The 20,199-nt window shown below is 70.5% G+C and carries 18 protein-coding genes and 1 pseudogene; 10 read left to right on the top strand and 9 right to left on the bottom strand.

Annotation, left to right across the window (positions count from 1 at the left end):
• Nucleotides 1–66: 66 nt before the first annotated feature.
• Nucleotides 67–465, bottom strand: a complete 399-nt coding sequence (locus tag OG352_RS00345) for a DUF3224 domain-containing protein (RefSeq protein ID WP_329213055.1) — start codon at nucleotides 463–465, stop codon at nucleotides 67–69.
• Between the two features lie 141 nt (nucleotides 466–606).
• Here OG352_RS00345 and OG352_RS00340 point away from each other — a divergent pair, with 141 nt between their 5' ends.
• On the top strand, nucleotides 607–2,157 hold the full coding sequence (locus OG352_RS00340) for a class I adenylate-forming enzyme family protein (protein WP_329213053.1): 1,551 nt from the start codon (nucleotides 607–609) through the stop codon (nucleotides 2,155–2,157).
• A gap of 117 nt (nucleotides 2,158–2,274) precedes the next feature.
• Here OG352_RS00340 and OG352_RS00335 read toward each other — a convergent pair whose 3' ends face one another.
• A complete protein-coding gene (locus tag OG352_RS00335; RefSeq protein WP_329213051.1) occupies nucleotides 2,275–3,705 on the bottom strand; it encodes an MFS transporter in 1,431 nt (476 codons plus the stop codon).
• A 192-nt stretch (nucleotides 3,706–3,897) separates the two neighbouring features.
• On the opposite strand from OG352_RS00335, the gene OG352_RS00330 reads away from it, so the two are divergent.
• Together OG352_RS00330 and OG352_RS00325 are read left to right on the top strand one after the other, a co-directional pair.
• Nucleotides 3,898–4,503 carry a TetR/AcrR family transcriptional regulator gene (locus OG352_RS00330; RefSeq protein WP_329213049.1) on the top strand — a complete coding sequence of 202 codons (606 nt, stop codon included), beginning with the start codon at nucleotides 3,898–3,900 and terminating at the stop codon, nucleotides 4,501–4,503.
• A gap of 122 nt (nucleotides 4,504–4,625) precedes the next feature.
• Complete coding sequence (locus OG352_RS00325) at nucleotides 4,626–5,828, top strand: NAD(P)/FAD-dependent oxidoreductase (protein ID WP_329213047.1); 1,203 nt, start codon at nucleotides 4,626–4,628, stop codon at nucleotides 5,826–5,828.
• 10 nt (nucleotides 5,829–5,838) lie between these two features.
• On the opposite strand, the gene OG352_RS00320 is transcribed toward OG352_RS00325, so the two are convergent.
• Nucleotides 5,839–6,432, bottom strand: a complete 594-nt coding sequence (locus OG352_RS00320) for a YdeI/OmpD-associated family protein (RefSeq protein ID WP_443072114.1) — start codon at nucleotides 6,430–6,432, stop codon at nucleotides 5,839–5,841.
• A 253-nt stretch (nucleotides 6,433–6,685) separates the two neighbouring features.
• On the opposite strand from OG352_RS00320, the gene OG352_RS00315 reads away from it, so the two are divergent.
• The 3 genes from OG352_RS00315 (at nucleotide 6,686) to OG352_RS00305 (ending at nucleotide 10,061) form a co-directional block, all read left to right on the top strand.
• Nucleotides 6,686–7,051 (top strand): VOC family protein, encoded by a 366-nt coding sequence (locus tag OG352_RS00315; RefSeq protein WP_329213043.1) that lies wholly within the window; start codon nucleotides 6,686–6,688, stop codon nucleotides 7,049–7,051.
• 191 nt (nucleotides 7,052–7,242) lie between these two features.
• Entirely contained in the window at nucleotides 7,243–8,721 is a 1,479-nt protein-coding gene (locus OG352_RS00310) for a class I adenylate-forming enzyme family protein (RefSeq protein ID WP_329213041.1), read from the top strand.
• A gap of 83 nt (nucleotides 8,722–8,804) precedes the next feature.
• Nucleotides 8,805–10,061: a cytochrome P450 gene (locus tag OG352_RS00305; protein WP_329213039.1), complete on the top strand. Its 1,257-nt coding sequence runs from the start codon at nucleotides 8,805–8,807 to the stop codon at nucleotides 10,059–10,061.
• 101 nt (nucleotides 10,062–10,162) lie between these two features.
• Here the strand turns inward: OG352_RS00305 and OG352_RS39865 are convergent.
• Nucleotides 10,163–10,519 (bottom strand): annotated as a pseudogene (locus OG352_RS39865) (HepT-like ribonuclease domain-containing protein); the annotation flags it as partial.
• Between the two features lie 151 nt (nucleotides 10,520–10,670).
• On the opposite strand from OG352_RS39865, the gene OG352_RS00300 reads away from it, so the two are divergent.
• A complete protein-coding gene (locus tag OG352_RS00300) occupies nucleotides 10,671–11,195 on the top strand; it encodes a hypothetical protein (RefSeq protein WP_329213037.1) in 525 nt (174 codons plus the stop codon).
• Nucleotides 11,196–11,576: 381 nt separating this feature from the next.
• Here OG352_RS00300 and OG352_RS00295 read toward each other — a convergent pair whose 3' ends face one another.
• The 5 genes from OG352_RS00295 to OG352_RS00275 form a co-directional block, all read right to left on the bottom strand.
• Nucleotides 11,577–12,287, bottom strand: coding sequence for a hypothetical protein (locus OG352_RS00295; RefSeq protein ID WP_329213035.1), 711 nt, complete (start codon nucleotides 12,285–12,287; stop codon nucleotides 11,577–11,579).
• A 220-nt stretch (nucleotides 12,288–12,507) separates the two neighbouring features.
• Entirely contained in the window at nucleotides 12,508–13,521 is a 1,014-nt protein-coding gene (locus OG352_RS00290) for a PDR/VanB family oxidoreductase (RefSeq protein ID WP_329213033.1), read from the bottom strand.
• Between the two features lie 169 nt (nucleotides 13,522–13,690).
• Nucleotides 13,691–14,878, bottom strand: coding sequence for an acetyl-CoA C-acyltransferase (locus OG352_RS00285; protein WP_329213031.1), 1,188 nt, complete (start codon nucleotides 14,876–14,878; stop codon nucleotides 13,691–13,693).
• A gap of 39 nt (nucleotides 14,879–14,917) precedes the next feature.
• Nucleotides 14,918–15,523 (bottom strand): histidine phosphatase family protein, encoded by a 606-nt coding sequence (locus tag OG352_RS00280; protein ID WP_329213029.1) that lies wholly within the window; start codon nucleotides 15,521–15,523, stop codon nucleotides 14,918–14,920.
• A 33-nt stretch (nucleotides 15,524–15,556) separates the two neighbouring features.
• Nucleotides 15,557–17,092 (bottom strand): AMP-binding protein, encoded by a 1,536-nt coding sequence (locus OG352_RS00275; protein WP_329213027.1) that lies wholly within the window; start codon nucleotides 17,090–17,092, stop codon nucleotides 15,557–15,559.
• Between the two features lie 206 nt (nucleotides 17,093–17,298).
• On the opposite strand from OG352_RS00275, the gene OG352_RS00270 reads away from it, so the two are divergent.
• The 3 genes from OG352_RS00270 to OG352_RS00260 all read left to right on the top strand — a co-directional run bounded on the left by OG352_RS00270 (nucleotide 17,299) and on the right by OG352_RS00260 (nucleotide 20,152).
• On the top strand, nucleotides 17,299–18,537 hold the full coding sequence (locus OG352_RS00270; RefSeq protein ID WP_329213025.1) for an acyl-CoA dehydrogenase family protein: 1,239 nt from the start codon (nucleotides 17,299–17,301) through the stop codon (nucleotides 18,535–18,537).
• 70 nt (nucleotides 18,538–18,607) lie between these two features.
• Nucleotides 18,608–19,372 (top strand): SDR family NAD(P)-dependent oxidoreductase, encoded by a 765-nt coding sequence (locus OG352_RS00265; RefSeq protein ID WP_329213023.1) that lies wholly within the window; start codon nucleotides 18,608–18,610, stop codon nucleotides 19,370–19,372.
• Between the two features lie 3 nt (nucleotides 19,373–19,375).
• Nucleotides 19,376–20,152 (top strand): ThuA domain-containing protein, encoded by a 777-nt coding sequence (locus tag OG352_RS00260; protein WP_329213021.1) that lies wholly within the window; start codon nucleotides 19,376–19,378, stop codon nucleotides 20,150–20,152.
• The last annotated feature ends 47 nt before the right edge of the window (nucleotides 20,153–20,199 follow it).

Genomic DNA, 20,199 nt, shown 5'->3' with positions numbered 1-20,199 from the left:
TGGCATGCCGGTGGCGCCACACCCCTCGACGGTGTGGCGCCACCGGCATGCGTGAGTGACGCCTGCTCACGGCAGGTCGTAGTCCAGTCGGAAGTAGGCGCTGCCTTCCTCGTCGTGGCCGAAGGAGCACGATCCGCTCAGCCCGGTCAGGCCGCCGGTGCCGGAGTTGGGCACCACGAAGCCGATCGTCTGGGGATCGTCGCCCCCCATGGAGGCCGCATGCTGCACGACGAAGGTGCCGGACCGGCCGGCCAGCGTGGCCACGACGTGTTCCGTCGCGACATAACCCGCCGACTTCTCGTCGGGCCGGCAGCAGAGCAGGATCGCCTCGCCCGTACCCTCGACATCACCTTGGAAGGCGCGTTTCACATCAACTCGAATGAGCGGCGGCCCGTCCGCCGGCTCGAAGTAGTTCGACTCCTCCCATGAAGCCGTCTCCCACCTGGAATTGGCACGCTGAGTCATTCGGGCTCTCTTCGGTCGATTCGGATCGAAGCTTTTGAGGAGGCTAACGCGGGCGGTTCCGCAGGGCCGCGCAATTCTGAGCAGATAACCCGGTGAAGCCTTCGTAGCGTGGAATTTCAGTCTGTGTGAAGGAGCCGGGAAATGGATGAAGTCGGCACGGTGGTGCTGGTATCGGATCTGCTGCGGGAACGCGCCCTCAGACACCCGGAAACGGTGGCTCTGAACATCGACGGGGTGGACGGACTGAGCTACGGACATTGGCAGCGCCGGACCGATCGTACGGCGCACGGCCTGCTGGCGGCAGGGGTGACCAGAGGGCAGCGAATCGGCCTCCTGTTCGACGGCATGGACTGGAACGACTACGCCGTGGCCTACCTGGCCGTTCTGAGCTCCGGAGCCACCGCCGTCCATCTCAGCGAACGGCTGGGGCGGCAGGAGATCCTGCGCCGGCTGACGGAGTGCGAGGTGCGCGGCATCATCCACGGGGAGGCGCTGCGCCCGCCCGAGGGTCTCGCCGACTGGACCGTCACCGTCGCGGACCTGGACAGCGGCGACGAGAGTCCTGTCCATGTGCCGGTCGGCGCACAGGACAACGCTGACATCCTCTACACCTCTGGGACCACCGGGACCGCCAAGGCGTTCACCAACCCGCACGGCAACCTCACCTTCGGCCGGGGGCCGGCGGGTCTGCAGCAGTTCGAGAACCCCACCCCTCTGCTGGCGCCGATGCCCTTGGGCACCACCTCCAGTGCCACCACGGTCGCGATCATCGCGGTGACCTCGCCGTCCGCGCTCGTGCTGGCCCCGGTGGACGACGTCGAGCGCATGGCCGAGCTGATCGTCGGGCACCGTACCGGTTCGGTCATGATCACGCCGTGGATCGCGACGCGCATGCTGGCGGCCCGGTTGGGCGAGCGCCACGACCTGCGCTGCGTCGAGCGCGTCGCGATCGCCTCGGCCCCGCTGGCGCCGGCGCTCTCCCGCGCCCTGCTGGAGCTGTTCCCGGCGGCCGAACTCAACACCGCCTACTCGCAGTCGGAGGCCGTGCCGGCCGTGGTGGTCAACACCTTCGACCCGGCTCGCCCCGCGACCCTCGGCCGGCCGGCTCCCGGTTCCCGGGTCCGGGTGGCGGACGAGAGCGGTACGGAGCTGCCGGCGGGCGAGGTGGGCGAGATCCAGCTTCGCTCCGCGGCGCCCCGTCGCCGTTACCTCGACCCGGAGCGCGACGCCGGCGCGCTGGTCGACGGCTGGACCCGGACCGGTGACCTCGGCAGCATCGACCAGGACGGCTACCTCCATCTCTTCGACCGCGGCGCCGACGTGCTGCGGGTGAACGGCGAGCTGCTCTCCTCCGTGGCCGTGGAAAGTGCCCTGTACGAGCACCCGGCCGTCTCGGAGGCGGCCCTGGTCGGCGTGGCGCGGCCCGACGGCGACGACATGGCCACCGCGGTGGTGGTGATGACGGATCCGGCGGCGCTGAAGGAGCTGCCCGGCTTCCTGGCGGAGCGGCTGCCGCCCTCACAGGTGCCCGCGGAGATTCTGGTCAGGGACCGCATGCCGCGCGGTATCACCGGAAAGCCGCTCAAACGGGTGCTGCGCGAGGAACTGGCCGAACTCGCGGAGAAGCGGCGGGACCAGGGCCCGTCGCCGCGGATCACGCCGACTGCGGCCCAGGGCACTTCACCGGCGTGATCCGAAAGCTCCGAAAGGTTCGGAGGCGGCCCCTGGGCACCCCGTAAGGGCGGGGTACCCAGGGGCCCGCGTGCACATGGTGATGTCCGCGGGGCGTCCGGGCCCCGGGCCGGCGGTTCAGCGCGGCCCTGGGGCGTCCTTGGCGACGGCGACGTCCGCGTCGGGCGCCGTCCCGGCAGCGCCGGGCATGACCGCAGTGATCGGCACGGCGGGCGCCCGGATCACGGTGACGGCGACGGCGAACGCTCCGAGGGCGAAGGCCGCCGCCACGCCGAACGCCGTCGTGACGCCTGAGGTCAGCACGTCGGCGGGGCTGCCGCTCTCACCCCGGGTGGCCGAGCCGAAGACGGTGACCAGGATCGAGAGTCCGAGGGAGCCGCCCACCTGCTGGGTGGCGTTGAGGACACCGGAGGCCGCGCCGGTGTCGGCCTGGTCGATGTCGGAGACGCCCAGCATCGTCAGCGGCATGAACATCATCCCGGTGCCGATGCCGAACACCAGCATCGGGCCGAGCAGCCCAGCGGCGTACGTGCTCTGTGAGTCCAGCCGGGTCAGCCAGGACAGCGCCGCCGCGTTGACCAGGACACCGGACACCAGCGGGATCTTCTGGCCGAACCTGGCCAGCAGCTTGGACGTCACCCCCACGGTCACGATGACGGTGAGGCTGATGGGCAGGAACGCGAGTCCGGCCTCGACCGGGCTGTAGCCGAGCACGTTCTGCATGTAGAGGGTCAGGAAGAAGAACAGGCCCGCCAGGGCGCCGGTGAGAGCCAGTGCGACGACGTAGATCGAGGCCCGGTTGCGGTTGGCGAACATCCGCAGCGGCACGATGGGGTTGGCGGTGGTCCGCTCGATGACCACGAACGAGACCAGCAGGACCACTCCCGCCGCGAACGAGGCGAGCGCCCAGAGGTCGCTCCAGTCATGCTGGGAGACCCGGATGAAGCCGTAGACCAGTCCGGTCATGCCGGCGGCCGACGTGATGGCTCCGGCGACGTCGAACCGGCCCTGCCGGCGTGCCGACTCGGCCAGGAACAGGGGGGCCAGGAGTACCAGCGCGACGGCCAGCGGCACGTTGACGAAGAAGACCCAGCGCCAGTCGAGGTACTGGGTGAGCAGCCCACCGGCCAGCAGGCCGATCGCGGCGCCGGCTCCCGAGACTCCGGCGAACACCCCGAAGGCCCGGTTGCGTTCGCGCTCCTCGGTGAAGTTGGTGGCGATCAGCGCCAGCACCGCGGGAGAGACGATGGCGGCTCCCGTGCCCTGCAGGGCACGGGCGAACAGCAGCCAGCCGCTGCTCGGCGCCAGTCCGCCGAGCAGCGAGGCGGCACCGAAGACCATCACGCCGACGGCGAAGGCGCGTCGGCGGCCGAAGATGTCACCGATCCGTCCGCCGAGCAGCAGCAGGCCGCCGTAGGTCAGGGTGTAGGCGTTGATCACCCAGGACAGGTTCTCGGTGGAGAAGCCAAGAGACGTCTGTACCCTTGGCAACGCGACGTTCACGATGGTCGCGTCCAGTACGACCATCAGTTGTGCAACGGCGATCACCGCCAGAGTCAGGCCGCTGCGGTGGCCTAACCTGGGTGGTGCGGCCGGCGCTTCGGAGGCAGCTGTGAGCTCGGTCATCGGCATCCTCGACTCGCACTTAGGGTACTGTCTAGTTCTCTAGTTTGGGTGTGAAGGTACGCGGTCGCATTGGGATGCGCAAGGTTCCACTTCTCAGCCTCCTCGGGAGACCACATGGCCGTTGAAGCTCTGCACACCGGCAGTTCGGCCGCGCCGTCCCGCCGCCGCGGCAAGGTGCTCGAGCAGGCCATCTTCGACGCCGTCGTCGAACAGCTCGCAACGGTCGGCTACGCCGGGCTCACCATGGACGCCGTCGCCGCCACGGCTCGCACCAGCAAAGCCGCGATCTACCGCCGTTGGTCCAACAAGGCGGAACTCGTCGTCGACGCCCTCGACAACGCGCTGCCCTCGCCGGACGAGCTGCCCGAACGCGACAGCGTCCGCGAGGAGCTGATCGAGCTGCTGCGGGAGAAGGCCGACGTGCTGAACTCCCAGGTCGGCCGTGCGGTGCAGAGCCTGCTGGCCGAAATCGACCGGGACCGGCCGTTCATGCGGCTGGTCGACGAGCGGGTCTTCGCTCCCCGACAGGACGTCTTCCGGCGGATTCTGGAGCGAGGCGTGGCCCGGGGAGAGGTGCGCAAGGGATCGGTGAGCCCCCTGGTGGCCGGCATCGGGCCCGCCATGCTGGTCCAGCGCTTCCTCGGCGATCCGTCACCAGTGCCCCACGACCTGCTCGTTGCCGTGGTGGACGACCTGATCCTGCCCCTGATCCGGCCGTGACCGGCAGCCCCTGACCGCCCGCACGCTCAATAGTGTGCGGCTGCCGCGCCGCGATCTGCCTAGCGTGGGTCCCCGTCGGGTACGCGCAATTCCGCGCTGCCCCGGACCGGCGCACACGCGCAGTGAGGTGGCTCGGAGTGGAGTACGACGTCGTTGTCGTCGGGGCTCGGTGCGCAGGTGCGCCGACCGCCATGCTGTTCGCCCGAACGGGTTACAAGGTGCTGCTGCTGGACCGGGCGGCCTTCCCCGCGGACACGCTGTCGACCCTCTACATCCAGCAGCCCGGCGTGGCCAGGCTCAGTGGCTGGGGCCTGCTCGACAAGGTTCGCGAGACGGGTTGCCCGCCCCTGGACCGAGTCGTGTACGAGCTCGGCGACGTCCGGCTGGCAGGCTGCGCGAACCCGATCGGCGCAGTCTCGCAGGCGTACGCGCCCCGGCGGCACCTCCTCGACCAGATCCTGGTGGACGGTGCCGTGGCGGCCGGCGTCGAGTTCCGCGACCACTGCTCGGTCTCCGGCCTGCTCGAGGAGGGCGGCCGGGTGACCGGCGTGCGCTGCGCGGCCCCCGGCGGCAAGGAGATCGTCGAGCGGGCCCGGCTGGTGGTCGGCGCGGACGGCATGCGCTCGACACTGGCCGGACTGGTCGGCGCCGAGAAGACGCTGGAGCACCCGCGCTTGACCTGTGCCTATTACACCTTCTGGCAGGGTCCCGAGACGGACTTCGAGCTGTACGAGGGCCGACAGGGCTGGGTCTCGGCCGTCCCCACCAACGACGCCGTACTCATCTCGGCGTACTTTCCGCAGAGTCGCTTCGAGGAGGTGCGGGCGGACGCCTCCGCCCACTACCGCGAGGGCGTCCGGGTCAACGCCCCTGCCCTGTACGAGCAGATGGCGCGCGCCGAGCAGACCGAGCGGCTGCGCGGCACGGGCGATCAGCAGAACTTCTTCCGTCAGGCCTCCGGCCCGGGCTGGGCACTGGTCGGCGACGCGGCCCACCACAAGGACTCGATCACGGCCCGCGGTATCGGCGACGCCTTCCAGCAGGCGGAGTTGCTCACCGAGCGGATCGGTTCCGGTCTGCACGAGGAGGCGCTGCTGGACCAGGCCCTCAAGTCGTACGCCGAGGACCTCCAGGGGCAGCTGACGGACAGCTACCAGGGCACCCTGCTGGTCGCCCAGGCCGAGGCCCGCGACAAGCGCCTCGCCCTGCTCAGGGCGGTCGCGACCAGTGCGGACCTGACCCAGCGCTACTTCGACACCGTGGCCGGAGTCCGGCCGGTCTCCGAGCTCTACACCCCTGAACTGCTGGCCCTCCTGCAGCGCTGAGGCGGACGGGTCAGGGGTAGATCTTCTCGCTCCTGGCCAGCATCGTCACGTACTTCTCGATCCGCCGGGCCCTGGTCTCGGCCTTCTTGACGTCCTGGACGCGGTACAGAATCGCGTAGCGGTTGTGCGAGTCGAGCTCCTTGAAGAACGCGGCCGCGGCCGCGTTCGCCGCGAGGGCCTCCGCCAGGTCGTCGGGCACCTCGGCGGACTTCGCCCCGGCGTACGCGCTCTCCCAACGGCCGTCCGCCTTGGCGCGTTCGACCTCGGCCACCCCGGGAGGCCGCATCCGGCCCTGTTCGGTCAGGGCTGCCACCTTGTCGCGGTTGATCTTGGACCACTTGCTCTTCGACTTGCGGGGAGTGAACCGCTGCAGCCAGTACTCGTCGTCGAACCTGCCCTTCTGCCCGTCGATCCAGCCGTAACAGAGGGCGACATCCAGGGCGTGGGCGTAGTCCAGGGCAACGACCCCTCGAACCTTCTTCCTCAGTTTCAGCCAGATTCCCGGTGAGGAATCGTGGTGCCGGTCGAGCCAGGCCTCGAAGGCCTCGGCGGATTCGAATGACGAGATCTCCAACTCTTCAGCCATTTCAGCAGTGAACCACATGCTGTTGTAGGTCAGGACAAATTCGGGGCAGTCGAAGGGTGTCGGCCATGTCAGGGTGCGAGGAATCCGATGGGAGTGGCGCCGACTGCTCTTTCCCCCTAGCCTGACACCGGCATAACTGTCCATCCTGGCTTCACGTTTGAAGTTTCCAGGGTCTTGTGGTGGCTGGATCCAGCCCCACGATGTGCGTTGTTCACCTCACCGCCGCGCACGGATATCCGGTCCGCGCGCCCGCGTTCAAAGGAGCCCTTGTATGCCCGGTCTCACCAAGTACTACGGCGTTACGCTCGACTGTCCCAACCCCCCGCAGCTCGCCGAGTTCTACCAGCACCTCACCGGCCTGAAGATCTCGTACAACACGGACGACTTCGCAGGCCTCGACGGCAACGGCGGGCCGGCCATGGGCTTCCAGCGGGTGGAGGACTTCCGTGCCCCGCAGTGGCCGGAGCAGAGCGTGCCGCAGCAGTTCCACCTCGACTTCCAGGCCGAGGACCTCGACGCCGCCGAGAAGTGGGTGGTGGAGCTCGGCGGGACCAAGGCGGACAACCAGCCCGGCGGCGAGCGCTGGAGGGTCTTCCTCGACCCGGCGGGACACCCCTTCTGCATCAGCACGGGCTGACCGCAGCCTGCCTCCTCCAGCCGGTCACCGCAGCTCGGAAGCGAGCGTGCAGTGGCCGGCTGCCCCGTGCCCTCCCCGGCTCCGGACCGCTCTGATCCCGCTGGCGTGCGCTGCTCAATCTTGTACGTCGGGGGCTGCGTCCCGGGCAGTAGCGTGCCAGGCACCGACAATCCAGGGCCGAGGGGTAACGCATGAGTAAAACCACGCCCGCGCTCGTCGTTCCGGACCTTCTCCGACTGCGCGCCGAGAACCATCCGGATCAGATCGTGATGAACGTCAACGGTGATCGCACACTGACGTACGACGCATGGCACCAACGGTCCAGCTCGGTCGCCCGTGGTCTGCTCGCCCGGGGGACCGGGCACGGTGAACGGATCGCCCTGCTGTTCGGCGGTCTGGACTGGATCGACTACGCGATCGCCTACCTCGGCATCGTCACCGCCGGCGCGACCGCCGTTCACATGCACCACGAGATCGAACCGGCCGAAATGGCACGCCGCATCGCTCAGTGCGGGGTCACCGGTCTCGTCCACAGCCACGAGGTTCCGCCTCCGGCCGGATTCACCGGCTGGACCGCCACCGTCGACGACCTCGCGGCCGACGACGACGGCCGGCCCGTCAAGGCCGACATCCGCCCGGACGACCTCGCTGACATCCTCTACACCTCGGGAACGACCGGTGCCGCCAAGGCGATCAGCACACCGCACGGCAACCTGACCTTCGGTCGTGGTCCCGAGGGATTCCGCCAACTCGGCGATCCCAAGCCCTTGTTGGCACCGATCCCGCTCGGCACCACGTCGAGCGCCACCACCATGGCCATCGCTCTCACCAACCCGGCGACGCTGGTTCTGTGCCCGGTCGGCGACGTGGAGCGGATGGCCGAGCTGATCGCTCAATACCGCATCAAGTCGGTCATGTTCACCCCGTGGATCGGTATCCAGATGGTCGCCGCGAAGATCCACGAACGGCACGACCTCTCCTGCGTGGACACCCTGGCCACCGCCTCGGCCCCGCTCCCCCCGGCCACCGCGTCCGCGCTGCTGCGGATGATGCCCAACGCACAGCTCACCAGCGTGTACGCGGCACGGGAGGCGGTGCCCGCGGTGATCGCCGCGACCTTCGACGTGGCCCGCCCGTTCTGCGTCGGCCGCCCGGTCAAGGGCTCCGAACTGCTGGTCGCCGACGAGAACGGAGATCCGGTGACGCCGGGCGAGACCGGTGAGATCTGGCTTCGCTGTGCCGCTCCCAAACGGCTCTTCCTGGAAGGTGCCGAACGCGAGGGGCAGTTGACGGACGAGTGGACACGCACCCGCGATCTCGGCCACCAGGACGAGGACGGCGAACTCCACCTCTTCGACCGCATCTCGGACGCCGTCACGGTCGACGGCAAGCTGGTGTCGACGATCCATGTGGAGGCGGCCCTGTACGAGTGCCCGGGTGTCGAGCAGGTCGCGGTCGTCGGGGTCCCCGACGGGAAGACGGGCCAGGATCTCGTGGCGGTCCTGGTCCTCGCCGGCCCCGACGACCTGCCCGCCGTCCAGGAGTTCGTCACCCGGCGGCTCGAACCCCACCAGCGGCCGGTCCGCTTCCAACTGGCCGAGTCGCTCCCGCGGGGAGTCATGGGAAAGGTGCTCAAGCACCAACTCCGCAAGACCCTGACCCGAAGCTGACACCGGTACGCCCCGGCTCCCCGTCTCCGGCGCCTCGCGGTTCCGGAGCGGGGAGCGCCCCGTACCGGAGAGGGAGACAGCCCATGTCCGCGAACACACCCCCCGAAGCGGTCACCGTGTCCGCCCGAGCCGACCCGGACGCCGAACAGCTCTTCTACGCACTGATGATGAAACCGGTCGACGACCCGGTCCCCGACTACCACCGGCTGCGGGAACTGGCCCCCGCCCTGCTCACCGGCGACGGCACCCTGGTGCTCAGCCGGCACGCCGACTGTGACGCCGCGCTGCGCAACCGTTCGCTGGGCAAGGGCGACGAGTGGCTGAAAATGCAGCTCAAGAACGTGTCCAAGGACAAGCTCCGCGGGACGATGCAGCTCCTGCAGCGCAGCATGATCCTGGCCAACCCGCCGGACCACACACGGCTGCGCGGACTGGTCAGTTCGGCTTTCACCGGTCGTCATGTCGAGGCGCTGCGTCCCACGGTGACCCGGCGCACCGACGAACTCCTCGACGAACTCGCCGACCGGCCGGGCGAGGACCTGATGACGCTCCTCGCGGTTCCGCTGCCCGTCGGCACCATCGGGGACCTGCTCGGCATTCCCGGCACCGACAGGCCCGAACTGATCCCGGTCATCCACGAACTGGGCCTGCTCATGGAGCCGGCCGCCGGTTCCGAAGAGATCAACCGCGGTGTGGCGGCACAGGAACACCTCGCCGCCTACCTCACCGGCCTCATCGCCCACAAGCGGGCCCACCCGGCCGACGACCTCCTCGGCCGCCTGGCGGCCGCGCAGACCGACAACGCCCTCGACGAGACCGAGATGGTGGCCACCGCGCTGCTGCTGTTCGGCGCCGGCAACACACCCACCGCGAACCTCATCGGCAACGGCCTGGACGCACTGTTCCGGCACCCGGACGAGCTGCGACGACTGCGCGAGGATCCCGGGCTCCTCCGCTCGGCCGTGGAGGAGATGCTGCGCTACGACTCCCCGTCCCAGTTCGACGCCTTCACCGTGTTGCGACCGCACACTTTCGCCGGCGCCGAGCTGAAGACCGGACAGAGCGTGATCATGCTGCTGGGTGCGGCCAACCACGACCCCGAGCGCTTCCACGACCCTGACCGTTTCGATGTCGGGCGCCGGCGGAACGCCCACCTGTCGTTCGCCGCCGGCATCCATCACTGTCTGGGCGCCCCCCTCGCACGACTCCAGGCGGAGGTCTTCTTCGGCCGACTCCTGACACGCTTCCCCGACGCGTGCGCCGGGGGTCCGGCCCAACGCCACCCGGGCCTGGGCAACCGGGGCTTCAGCCATCTGCCGGTCAACTTGCAGGGACAGTAGAGGAGTTCACCCTCCGAAGGGTGGGTCGTGATCCAGTCTGCCACCTGCCGTACGTACTCCCGGTATCCGGACAGCGCGGCGGACACGACCGCGGTGACCTCCTCGGGTTCGGTGTCCAGATACAGCTGTACGAGGACGTTGTGCGGGCCGTCCGGCGGTGCGAGGGCGGTTGTCGGTTCCGCGTCGATCCTCCCGGCCTTCTCGGCCGCGCCGAACAAGGCGGCGGGTGCCTGCGGCTCGTCACCCGACACCGCCGCGGAGATGTGTCTGCCGATCGCGAAGACCAGGTCGATCAGGAGCGCCAGGATCCGCTCGACGACGAGCCCGGTTTCCGGATCGCTTTCCAGCGCGCGCGGCTCACCGGTCCGAGGGAGTCGAGTTGACCGACCGCCTTGCGACTGCCGTTCGCGGCTGGTGACAGCGTTCTTACCGGCACCCCCAGAGTCCCGTGGGTTCACGCAGACTGAAGGTCTTTCTACGGGAACCCACGGATGGGCTGTCGTGTTTCGTGGGTTCGGCCTTCGGGTTCAGGCGAACATGCGGGGTGAGTGCCGAGCGGACCGCCCCTGGGTAGGCCTCCTTGGGACCGGTGCTGGCACCGTACGAGTCATGAGAACAGCAGGAACGACACCGGAACCGGAATCCTCAACACGGAGTGGCTTCACGTCTTTGGGTGAGGTGGCGTGCCGCTACCAGGCGGATGAGATCCGCCCGGAGGACCTGCCGATGATTGCTGCCGAGGCACTCGCGGCAGGGCTGGACACCCCGACGTTGTGCGAGCTCGCCGGTTTGCCTCGCAACGCGGATACCCGCGATATCCGCGACGCGTTCGAGCAAGCACTCTCCGAGACCGGAATCGAGTTGCCTGATCGGGGCCTGGCACGGCGCCACGCGCTGCGTCGGCTGGCGGCGAGGCTGATCAATGGGCAAATCGCTCCCGCCGACCTGGCGACGGATGACTGGTGGGAGACGGAGGTCGAAACCGTTGAGGAGCGATTGTTCGTATCGCTGATCCCGCAATGCGGGTGCTGCATTGAGTACACCCTGGGGCTTGACCAGCGGACGTGGGCGGCCGAGCTGCGGATCGCCGCGCTCGCCCTGACATCGTCTCCGCCGATCGGCCCCGGCTGCTGACTCTGCCCTGACGGCATGCTCCCCCCATCAAAGCGTGTACCGGTCGAGCAGACTTCATCGAAGTGGCCGTTCAGCGGCCTGGTCCAGCAGGGCCCCGGCGGAGTCCGCGTAGCGAATGGCGGTCTTCTCGTCGATGCCGAAGACGAGGGCGAGGTGGAGAGGGTCGGCCCGTGGGTGAGGGCCTCTTCGAGCTCGCCATCGACGCGGAGCCGTTCGAGGGTGGCGGTGAGGCTGCGGGTGGCCCTGGCGGTCCCGAGCTGCCGGCCGGGCCGAGTTCGAAGGCGGTCTTCTGGGCGATCAGCAGGTGGGGGTTGGCCGTGTTCGGCCAGCGGATGCGCCGGCGAGTCGGCGACCGCCTCGCGGAGGGGGCGGATGGAGGCCTCACCCTCTGGCTTCCGCCGCGATCCAGTTCTGCCAGACGTGGACCGTGTTGGGCACCTCGGGGCGATCGACGAGCCAAAGAACATAGCCGGCATGCCGCCGTGCCCATGGGTTGTCAGACCGAGCGGCAGACTCCAGCCTGCCGCGCAGATCCTCACTGTCGACGGCTCGAGCAACGCGCAGGTACTCGCGGTCCTTGCAGCGGTAGGCTCTGTGAACGACGATCTCGACCAGGTCGGTGAGCTTCGTCCTGACCGTCTCGCCGTGGTCAGCGACCGCCACGTCCCGTATGAGGCTCTCTTTCGTGCCCCACTTCTTGGCATACCGGGTCCACTCCTGCGGATACCTTGCCTCCCACTCCAGGAAGAGGAGCGCATAGGGCAGACCCTGCCATGTCCTGATGTCGCCGGGCGGGCGGTTCCACAACGCGTTGGGCAGCGAATACCTCCCGGCTTCGACGTACATCTCATGTGCCTGCAGGAAGGCAGGATCCCGCCACCGATCCTGTCCGCCAAGCGGCAGCGTCAAGCGCCACAACTCATTGAACCGGCCGAGAGCATCCCGCACGTTCCCCTGGACGTCAGCAAGACGGACCAGCGCCGCGGCCCGTTCGGCGGGATCGTCGGCTATCAGCCCGAACGCCCAGCCCAACCGCGCGTCCCACGCATGGGCTTCATCAATACCCGCACCCGCATCCGCTTCCTTCGTCACACGGAGATCATCCCCCAGCCACTGCACCGAGGTGTATCACCCTCGCCTTCACCCAGAGCCCGGATCGCTCGGACAAGGCGAGAGCGATTCAGGAATCCCGAAGTTACGTCAGTAGGCGGTCAAGCCCCCGACAAAGGAAGAACCCCCTGGCCACAGGAGCAAGAGCTCAGCAGAGGTTCGGAGAACTCACGGGATGTCGCACAGTTGGGTGCGTCCCTGCTCAGAGGTCGAGCATCAGTCGGGGCCCGCACGCACGTGAGACGCAGATCAGCATGGTGGAGCCGGCCGCCCGCTCGTCGTCGTCGAGCAGTGAGTCCCGGTGGTCCGGGGTTCCTTCCACCACGTCCGTCTCACAGGTGCCGCAGGTGCCTTCCCGGCAGGAGAACAGCACGGGGACACCCGCCTCCTCGACCACCTCGAGTATCGAGCGGTCCGGCGGCACGGTGAGCGTGCGTCCCGAGCGGGTGAGCACCACCTCGAAGGCGCCGGCCGGAGCGGCCTCGACCGGCTGGACCGGGGCGAACCGCTCGATGCCGAGCGTTCCGGAGGGCCAGCCGGCGCACTGTTCCCGTGCGGCCCGCAGCATCGGCTCCGGGCCACAGGCGTGAACCAGGGTGCCCGCGCGCGGCGGCCCGATGAAGGCGGCGAGGTCCAGCAGGCCGTACTCGTCCTGTGGCCGGAGCAGGACCCGGTCGCCGTAGGGTGCGAGGCGGTCCAGGAACGCCATGGAGCCGCGGGTGCGGCCGCCGTACAGCAGCCGCCAGTCGGTCCCGGCGGCGTCGGCGGCCTCCACCATCGGCAGGATCGCGGTGATGCCGACCCCGCCCGCGATGAAGAGATGGTGGTCCGCCGGGCGCAGCCGGAAGTTGTTCCGCGGTCCGCGCACCCGCACCGCCGCCCCCTCCGCGAGCCGGTCGTGGATATGGGCGGAACCACCCCTGCCGTTCGGTTCGCGCAGCACGGCGATCCGCCAGGCGGATCGGTCGGCGGGCTTCCCGCACAGGGAGTACTGGCGGATGGTGCCGTTCTCCAGCAGGAGGTCGATGTGGGCGCCCGGCGTCCATGCCGGGAGCGGTCCGCCGTCCGGGCGGCGCAGCACGAGGGAGACGACGCCGTCGGCGGCCCGGGCGCGGGTGCCGACGACGAGGGTCGTCTCGTCCGGTGCGGCGCTCGCGGCCTGCGGTCCTTCGGGGACCGGCGGAGCGTGGGGGATCTGGAGCGGCTGGCTGGTCATGTCCGTCAATCCGGTCTCTTACGGTGAGCGGGTCATCAGGGTCATCAGGGTCATCCGGGGCACAGGGCGGGTGGGCCGGACCCGTGCGGCTTCCGGGCCGGCTCGGTCGTGGGCCGAGGCGGCCGCGATGCGGGCCACAGGGGACGGCAGCCGTCGGCGGGCGGGGGGCTCATGTGCCCGGCACCGTCAGCAGCAGGGCGTCGCCCTGGCCGCCGCCCCCGCACAGTGCGGCCGCTCCGCTGCCGCCTCCGCGCCGCCGTAGTTCGGCCGCGAGGGTCAGGACCAGCCGGGCGCCGGTCATGCCGACCGGGTGGCCCAGGGCGATCGCGCCGCCGTTGACGTTCACCTTCTCCAGGGGGATGCCCAACTCCCGTACGGAGGCCAGGGCGACGCCGGCGAACGCCTCGTTGATCTCGAACAGGTCGAGGTCGGAGGCCTTCAACCGGCCGTCGCGCGACAGGGCGTCACGGACCGCGCCGGCCGGCTGGACGAGCAACGAGGGGTCGGGGCCCGCGACGGTGCCGTAGGCGCCGATCTCCGCGAGCGGGGTGAGCCCCTCCCGGCGGGCGCGCTCCGCGCTCATCACGACGACGGCGGCGCCGCCGTCGGACAGTTGAGAGGAGTTGCCGGCGGTGATGGTGCCCTCGGAGGAGAAAGCGGGGGTCAGCCGTCCCAGGCTCCGCGCGGTGCTCCCCGGCCGGACGCCCTCGTCGGACTCCACCACCGTCTCCCCCCGCCGGCCGGCCACCGTGACCGGGGTGATCTCGGCGGCCAGCGCGCCGGACTCCCGGGCGCGGGAGGCCCGTTCGTGCGACAGCGCGCTGTACTCGTCCTGCTCTTCGCGGGTCAGCGCGTAGGGCTGCTGGTACCGCTCGGTGGCCGCGCCCATGGAGACGCCGTCGAAGGCGCAGACGAGCGCGTCGCGATCCAGGGCGTCCTCGGCCGTGGCCGCACCGTATTTCCAGCCGGTGCGGGCTCCGCGCAGCAGGTGCGGAGCGCCCGACATGGACTCCATCCCGCCCGCGACGACCACCTCGTGGCGTCCGGAGGCGATCATGAGGTCGGCCAGGGCGATGGCGTGCAGACCCGACAGGCAGAGCTTGTTGACGGTGCTCGCCGGGACGGTGAACGGGAGGCCGGCGCCGACGGCGGCCTGCCGGGCCGGATTGGGACCGGCTCCGGCCTGGACGACATGGCCCATGAAGACGGCTTCCACGGCGGCCGGGTCCAGGCGTACGGCGGCCAGCGCGGCGGCGATGGCGTGCGCGCCGAGTTCGGCGGCGGACAGGGTGCTCAGGGCGCCCATCAGCTTGCCGATGGGCGTTCTGGCCCCGGCGACGATGACGGATCCGGGCATGGCCGGGACCTCCTGGTGGATCTGGGTGAGGTGAGCGGGTCAGGCGACGGCGTCGACGGCACGCTCGGCGACCATGTGGGCGGTCTCGTTGACCGTGTGCGGCACGATCCGGCCTCCCGGCAGCACCCGCACCCGGCTGACCGAGGTGTAGTCGGGATGGAACCAGAACATGCGCGGCAGGCCGAGCACCGTCGCGAGGTAGGTGTTGGTGATGCCGCCGTGGCACACGGCCGCGACCCGCTCGCCGGGGTGCGCGTCCAGGATGGTGTCCATGGCCCGCGTGGCCCGGGTGCGGAAGGCGTCCCAGTCGAGATCGGGCACGAAGTCCTCGTACCGTCCCTCGGCCAGCGCCACCGACCGGGGGTCGTCCGCGCGGATCTGCTCCGGCGGCGTGTAGGGCTGCGAGACGTCGGTGTCCCACTCGCGCAGGTCGTCCAGGACGGTGGCGGTCATGCCGGTGAGCCGTTCCAGGGGCGCCGCGGTCTCGCGGGCACGCTGGAAGGGGCTGGTGTAGAGGGCGTCGAGGTCCTCGTGCGCGAGCCAGGCGGCGAGGCGCTCGGCCTGGGCGGTGCCCTCCGGCGACAGCCCCGGGTCGTACACACCCGCCACCGGAAGACCGTGCCGGATGAGGAGGAGTTCGGTCATGGATGATCCTTTGTATGGTCGTACCGGGCCAGGTCAGCCGGCGATGGTCCGCTCGGAACGCCAGTAGGGGCGTCGCATGGCGCGTTTGTCGAGCTTGCCCATGGCGTTGCGCAGGAGTTCCGGGACGAACTCGTACGACTTGGGGCACTTGTAGGCGGCCAGCCGGTCGCGGCAGAACCGGTCCAGCTCCGCTGCCGGCGGTTCGTCCGCCGCCGTGACGACCAGGGCCCGCAGCGACTCGCCGAAATCCGGGTCGGGCACGCCGATGACCGCGACCTCGGTGACCGCGGGGTGCTCCAGGAGCACCGCCTCGCTCTCGGCCGGGTACAGGTTGACCCCGCCGGAGACCACCATGTCGGCGGCCCGGTCGGTGATGAAGATGTAGCCGTCCGGGTCGACGTAGCCGACGTCGCCGAGGGTGAAGACGCCCGGGGAGAGGTAGGCGGACCGGGTCTTGTCCGGGTCGGCGTGGTAGCGCACCCCCCGGCCCTCCGGGGCCCGGAACGCCAGCGTGCCGAGCTCGCCGGGCGGCAGCGGGCCGCCGTCGTCGCCGGTCACCAGGACCTCGAACGGGGGCTGGACGCGGCCGACCGAGCCCGGGTGCGCCAGCCACTCGGTGCTGCTGATGCGGGCCACCGTGCCCGCCTCGCTCGCTCCGTACGACTCGGTCAGCACCGGTCCGAACCAGTCGATCATGGCTCGCTTGACGTCCGGCGGGCATGCGGACCCGGTGTGCGAGACCTGCCGCAGGCTGGAGACGTCGTACCGGGTGCGCACCTCTTCCGGCAGGGCGAGCAGCCGCTGGAAGTGGGTCGGCACCATCACGGTGGAGGTGACCTGCCACTCGTCGACACGGCGCAGGAACGCCTCGGCGTCGTAGCGGCCGAGTACCACCACCGGCCGGCCGGCCGCCAGGTGCCGCAGCGAGGTCAGCGGTCCGTTGTGCTGGAGCGGGCCGCACACCAGATGGGGGCCCGGCGGGAAGCCGGGCCGGGCGGCCATCGCGGCCAGGTAGGCGGCGCTGTCGGCGGCCGGCCCGCTCACCCAGCGCACCTCGGTGCCACGCGCCCGGCCGGTGGTGCCCGAGGTGTAGACGAGGGGCGGCCGGGCGGGCCGGTCCGTGCGGACGGTCGCCGCGGTCGCCGCCGCCAGCCACAGCTTCCAGTCGAAGGCATGGCCGATCGGCGGGGTTCCGTGGGTCACGAGGGGCAGGCCCAGTTCGCGCGCCGCCTCCAGCGCGACGAGAGCGCCGGCGGGTCCGGCGATGATGCCGGTCGCGCCCGCGTCGACGAGCTGGTCGACGAGTTCGCCCGTCCTCAACTGGCGGGAGGCGGCCACGGTGCCCACCCCGGCGCGCAGTCCGGCCAGATGGGCCACCAGCGTGGGGATCGCGTTGTCGCCGAGGACGGCGACCCGGTGGTCCGGGCCGGGGGCGAACTCCAGCAGCCGCGCCGACGCCCGCGCGACCTGGTCGGCGAGCTCGGACCAGGACAGCACCTCCCGGTCGTCCACCAGGGCGGGTTCGTCGGGTGTCTCGTGGGCGCGACGGTCGAGTGATGGCAGGGACATGGCTCCTCCGGCGGCTTCTCGGTCCTCCCCTTGGAGTCCGGGGAGGGCAGAGCAGACTTGATGCGGAGACTGTAGCGTTTATCAAGAAAGTGCGGAACACTCTGATCCGAGCCGACGCCATCTCCTCATGATTCGCGGGATGGAGTGCAGATCTCCGGCTCGCCGTTACTGAAGTAGTCATCTGGTAAGTGTCCTGAGGAGGAGCCATGTCCCAGCCGGATGTGGGCACCTGGCGCACCCAGGTCGGGCAGTGGCTGGCCACCGTGCTCGAACCGGTCCGGGAGCGGGAGCCCACCGGAGAGGCCGCCGGGCTCGCCGTGTTCCACAATCTCTCCGACGGCGAGGAACGGCTGCTGCTGGAGCGCTGCCGCGCATACCAGCGCGCCCGCTTCGACGCCGGCTACCAGGCGCTGACGCTCCCTCAGGGCAACGGCGGCGCGGGCCTGAGCGCCGCCCACGCGGCGGCCTTCGCCCAGGAGGAGTCGGCGTTCGAGGTGCCGCCGTCGACCGAGCTGATCAGCGTCACGGTGCGTCTGGTGGGAATGGCCGTCTCCCTGTTCGGTACGGCCGAGCAGCGCGACACCTACGCGCGTGCGTTCCTGCGTACGGATCTGCTGGCCTGCCAGCTCTTCAGTGAGCCCGGCGCCGGATCCGACCTCGCCGCGCTGCGCACCCGCGCCCGGCAGGAGGGGGACGCCTGGGTGATCGACGGTCAGAAGGTGTGGACCTCGGGAGCCCAGTTCGCCGACCACGGCCTGCTGCTGGCCCGCACCGACCCGGACGTCGTCAAGCAGGCCGGCATCACCGCCTTCCTGGTCCCGATGGACGACCCCGGCGTGGAGATCCGCCCCATCCGCCAGATGAGCGGCGGAGCCTCCTTCAACGAGGTGTTCCTCAGCGGCGTACGCGTCCCGGACGGGATGCGGATCGGGCGTCCGGGACAGGGGTGGGAGGTGGCCAACGCCACCCTCGCCTTCGAGCGGACGGCCTCGGGCGGCGGCAACCGGCGCAAGGGCGGCACCTTCGCCGACGTGCTCGCTCTCGCGCGCTCGCACGGCCGCACCGGTGACCCCCTGGTCCGCCAGCGACTCGCCGACCTCTATGTGCGCGGCGCGCTGCGGGCGGCCACCGTGGACCGGGTCGCCCGGGCGAGCGCCGGTGGCGGCAGGCCGGGGCCGGAGGCGTCGCTCACCAAGCTCATGGCCTCCGACCTGCTCACCCGTACCGGGCAGACGGCCGCCGAGCTGATGGGTGCCCGGATCAGCGCCGACACCGGAGAGCCGGACACGTTCGCCTGGACGCAGCACCTGCTCGGTGCCCCCGGCTACCGGCTGGCCGGCGGCACCGACCAGATCCAGCGCAACCTGATCGCGGAGCGGGTGCTGAAGCTGCCGGGGGAGCCGCGGGTCGACCGGGTGCCGTTCTCCGAACTGCCCGGCAACTGAAGGCCATCGCCTCAACAGAGGCACGCACCACAGGCACGCACCACAGGCACGCAACCGAGGAGTGACATCGATGGATCTGGGACTGACTGGGGCGAAGGCGCTGGTGACCGGCGCGAGCCGGGGCATCGGCCGGGCGATCGCGGGGACGCTGGCCGCCGAGGGCTGCGCGCTGGCGCTGTGCGCCCGCGGCGAGGAGGCGCTCGCCAAGGCCGCCGCCGAACTGCGCGGCGAGGGAGCGACCGTGTTCGCCGAGGCGGTCGACGTCACCGACCCGGCGGCGCTCGCCGGCTTCGTCGAGCGGGCCGCCGGTGAACTCGGCGGCCTGGACCTGCTGGTGTCCAACGTCTCGGCGGGCAACGTCAAGGGTCCGAAGTCGTGGGAGGCCAGCCTGCGCGGCGACCTGATCCCGTTCGCGGGACTCGTCGAGTCGGCCCTGCCGTATCTGGAGGCCTCCGACCGGGCCGCCGTCGTGGCCATCGGCACCACCAACGCCTCCGACACCGCTCGCCCGGCCGGAGCCAACTCGTACTCCGCCATGAAGGCGGCCGTCGTCCAGCACGCCTCGGCCCTCGCCCACGCCCTCGCCCCGCGGGGCATCCGCGTCAACACCGTCTCGCCCGGCCCCGTCGACTTCCCCGGCGGCGCGTGGGAGACCATCCGCACCAGCCGCCCGGAGGTCTACGAGGAGGTCCTCGCGAAGCTGCCGATCGGCCGCTACGGCACCGCGGAGGACGTGGCCGCGGCGGTGGCGTTCCTGCTCGGCCGGACCGGCTCCTTCTGCGTCGGTGTCAACCTGGTGGTGGACGGCGGGCTGCTGACCCGCGTCCAGTACTGAGCCGTGGTGGGCCCGGGCGGCTGCCTGGACGCCGTACTGGTCTGCGGTGGCAGATGGCACGACTTCGACTACGCGCGGCTGCGGCTGCTGGAGATGCTGGGCGATCACCCCCGGGTGCGCACCAGGGTCTACCAGGACTACGACTGCGTCCCCGCCCTGGAGCGGGCGGACCTGCTGGTCAGCTACACCTGCGACGTGCGGCCCCGGTCGGCGCAGCGGGCCGCGCTGGCACGGTTCGTCGAGCGGGGCGGGCGCTGGCTCGCCCTGCACGGCACCAACGCGGTGATCGAGGCGACCGCCCCCGGCGGACCCCGGGTGTTCACCACCCCCCGGCTGCTCGGGCAGGTGGCCGAGGTGCTCGGCAGCCAGTTCCTGGCGCACCCGCCCATCGGGCCGTACGAGGTACGGGTGACCCGGCCGGACCATCCGCTGGTCGCCGGCGTCGGACCGTTCACGGTCACCGACGAACTGTACGTGTGCGAGCTGCACGGGGAGCTGGAGGTGCTGCTGCACGCCGAGTACACGGGGCCGTGCCGCGGTTTCGAGGAGGGCGACACGGCGGCGCGGGACGAAGCACCGCGTCCCGTCCTCTATCTGAAACGGCACGGTAGCGGTGAGGTCTGCTACTTCACCCTCGGCCACTGCCGGGGCCGTTACGACGTGCAGGACCTCGGCGTGGACGACACCGGGCGGGTGGACCGGGGGCCCTGGGAGACGCCGGAGTTCCTGACGGTGCTCGGGCGGTGCCTGGAGCGGACCGTGGGCGTGCCGCGAACGTAGCGCCGGCCGTCTGAGGGGCGGGCGGGACTTTCGCGACACGCCCACGG

Origin of the sequence: Streptomyces sp. NBC_01485, assembly GCF_036227125.1 — a bacterium.
Taxonomy (GTDB): Bacteria; Actinomycetota; Actinomycetes; order Streptomycetales; family Streptomycetaceae; genus Streptomyces.
The sequence above is the reverse complement of the archived record's forward strand: the minus strand, read 5'-3'. Positions and strand labels throughout refer to the sequence as shown.

Coding starts and splice junctions, on each gene's coding strand:
- OG352_RS00345 (WP_329213055.1), bottom strand. CDS start 465: ATGACTCAGCGTGCCAATTCCAGGTGGGAGACGGCTTCATGGGAGGAG.
- OG352_RS00300 (WP_329213037.1), top strand. CDS start 10,671: ATGAGAACAGCAGGAACGACACCGGAACCGGAATCCTCAACACGGAGT.
- OG352_RS00310 (WP_329213041.1), top strand. CDS start 7,243: ATGAGTAAAACCACGCCCGCGCTCGTCGTTCCGGACCTTCTCCGACTG.
- OG352_RS00270 (WP_329213025.1), top strand. CDS start 17,299: ATGTCCCAGCCGGATGTGGGCACCTGGCGCACCCAGGTCGGGCAGTGG.
- OG352_RS00280 (WP_329213029.1), bottom strand. CDS start 15,523: ATGACCGAACTCCTCCTCATCCGGCACGGTCTTCCGGTGGCGGGTGTG.
- OG352_RS00290 (WP_329213033.1), bottom strand. CDS start 13,521: ATGACCAGCCAGCCGCTCCAGATCCCCCACGCTCCGCCGGTCCCCGAA.
- OG352_RS00265 (WP_329213023.1), top strand. CDS start 18,608: ATGGATCTGGGACTGACTGGGGCGAAGGCGCTGGTGACCGGCGCGAGC.
- OG352_RS00320 (WP_443072114.1), bottom strand. CDS start 6,432: ATGTGGTTCACTGCTGAAATGGCTGAAGAGTTGGAGATCTCGTCATTC.
- OG352_RS00340 (WP_329213053.1), top strand. CDS start 607: ATGGATGAAGTCGGCACGGTGGTGCTGGTATCGGATCTGCTGCGGGAA.
- OG352_RS00330 (WP_329213049.1), top strand. CDS start 3,898: ATGGCCGTTGAAGCTCTGCACACCGGCAGTTCGGCCGCGCCGTCCCGC.
- OG352_RS00315 (WP_329213043.1), top strand. CDS start 6,686: ATGCCCGGTCTCACCAAGTACTACGGCGTTACGCTCGACTGTCCCAAC.
- OG352_RS00285 (WP_329213031.1), bottom strand. CDS start 14,878: ATGCCCGGATCCGTCATCGTCGCCGGGGCCAGAACGCCCATCGGCAAG.
- OG352_RS00275 (WP_329213027.1), bottom strand. CDS start 17,092: ATGTCCCTGCCATCACTCGACCGTCGCGCCCACGAGACACCCGACGAA.
- OG352_RS00305 (WP_329213039.1), top strand. CDS start 8,805: ATGTCCGCGAACACACCCCCCGAAGCGGTCACCGTGTCCGCCCGAGCC.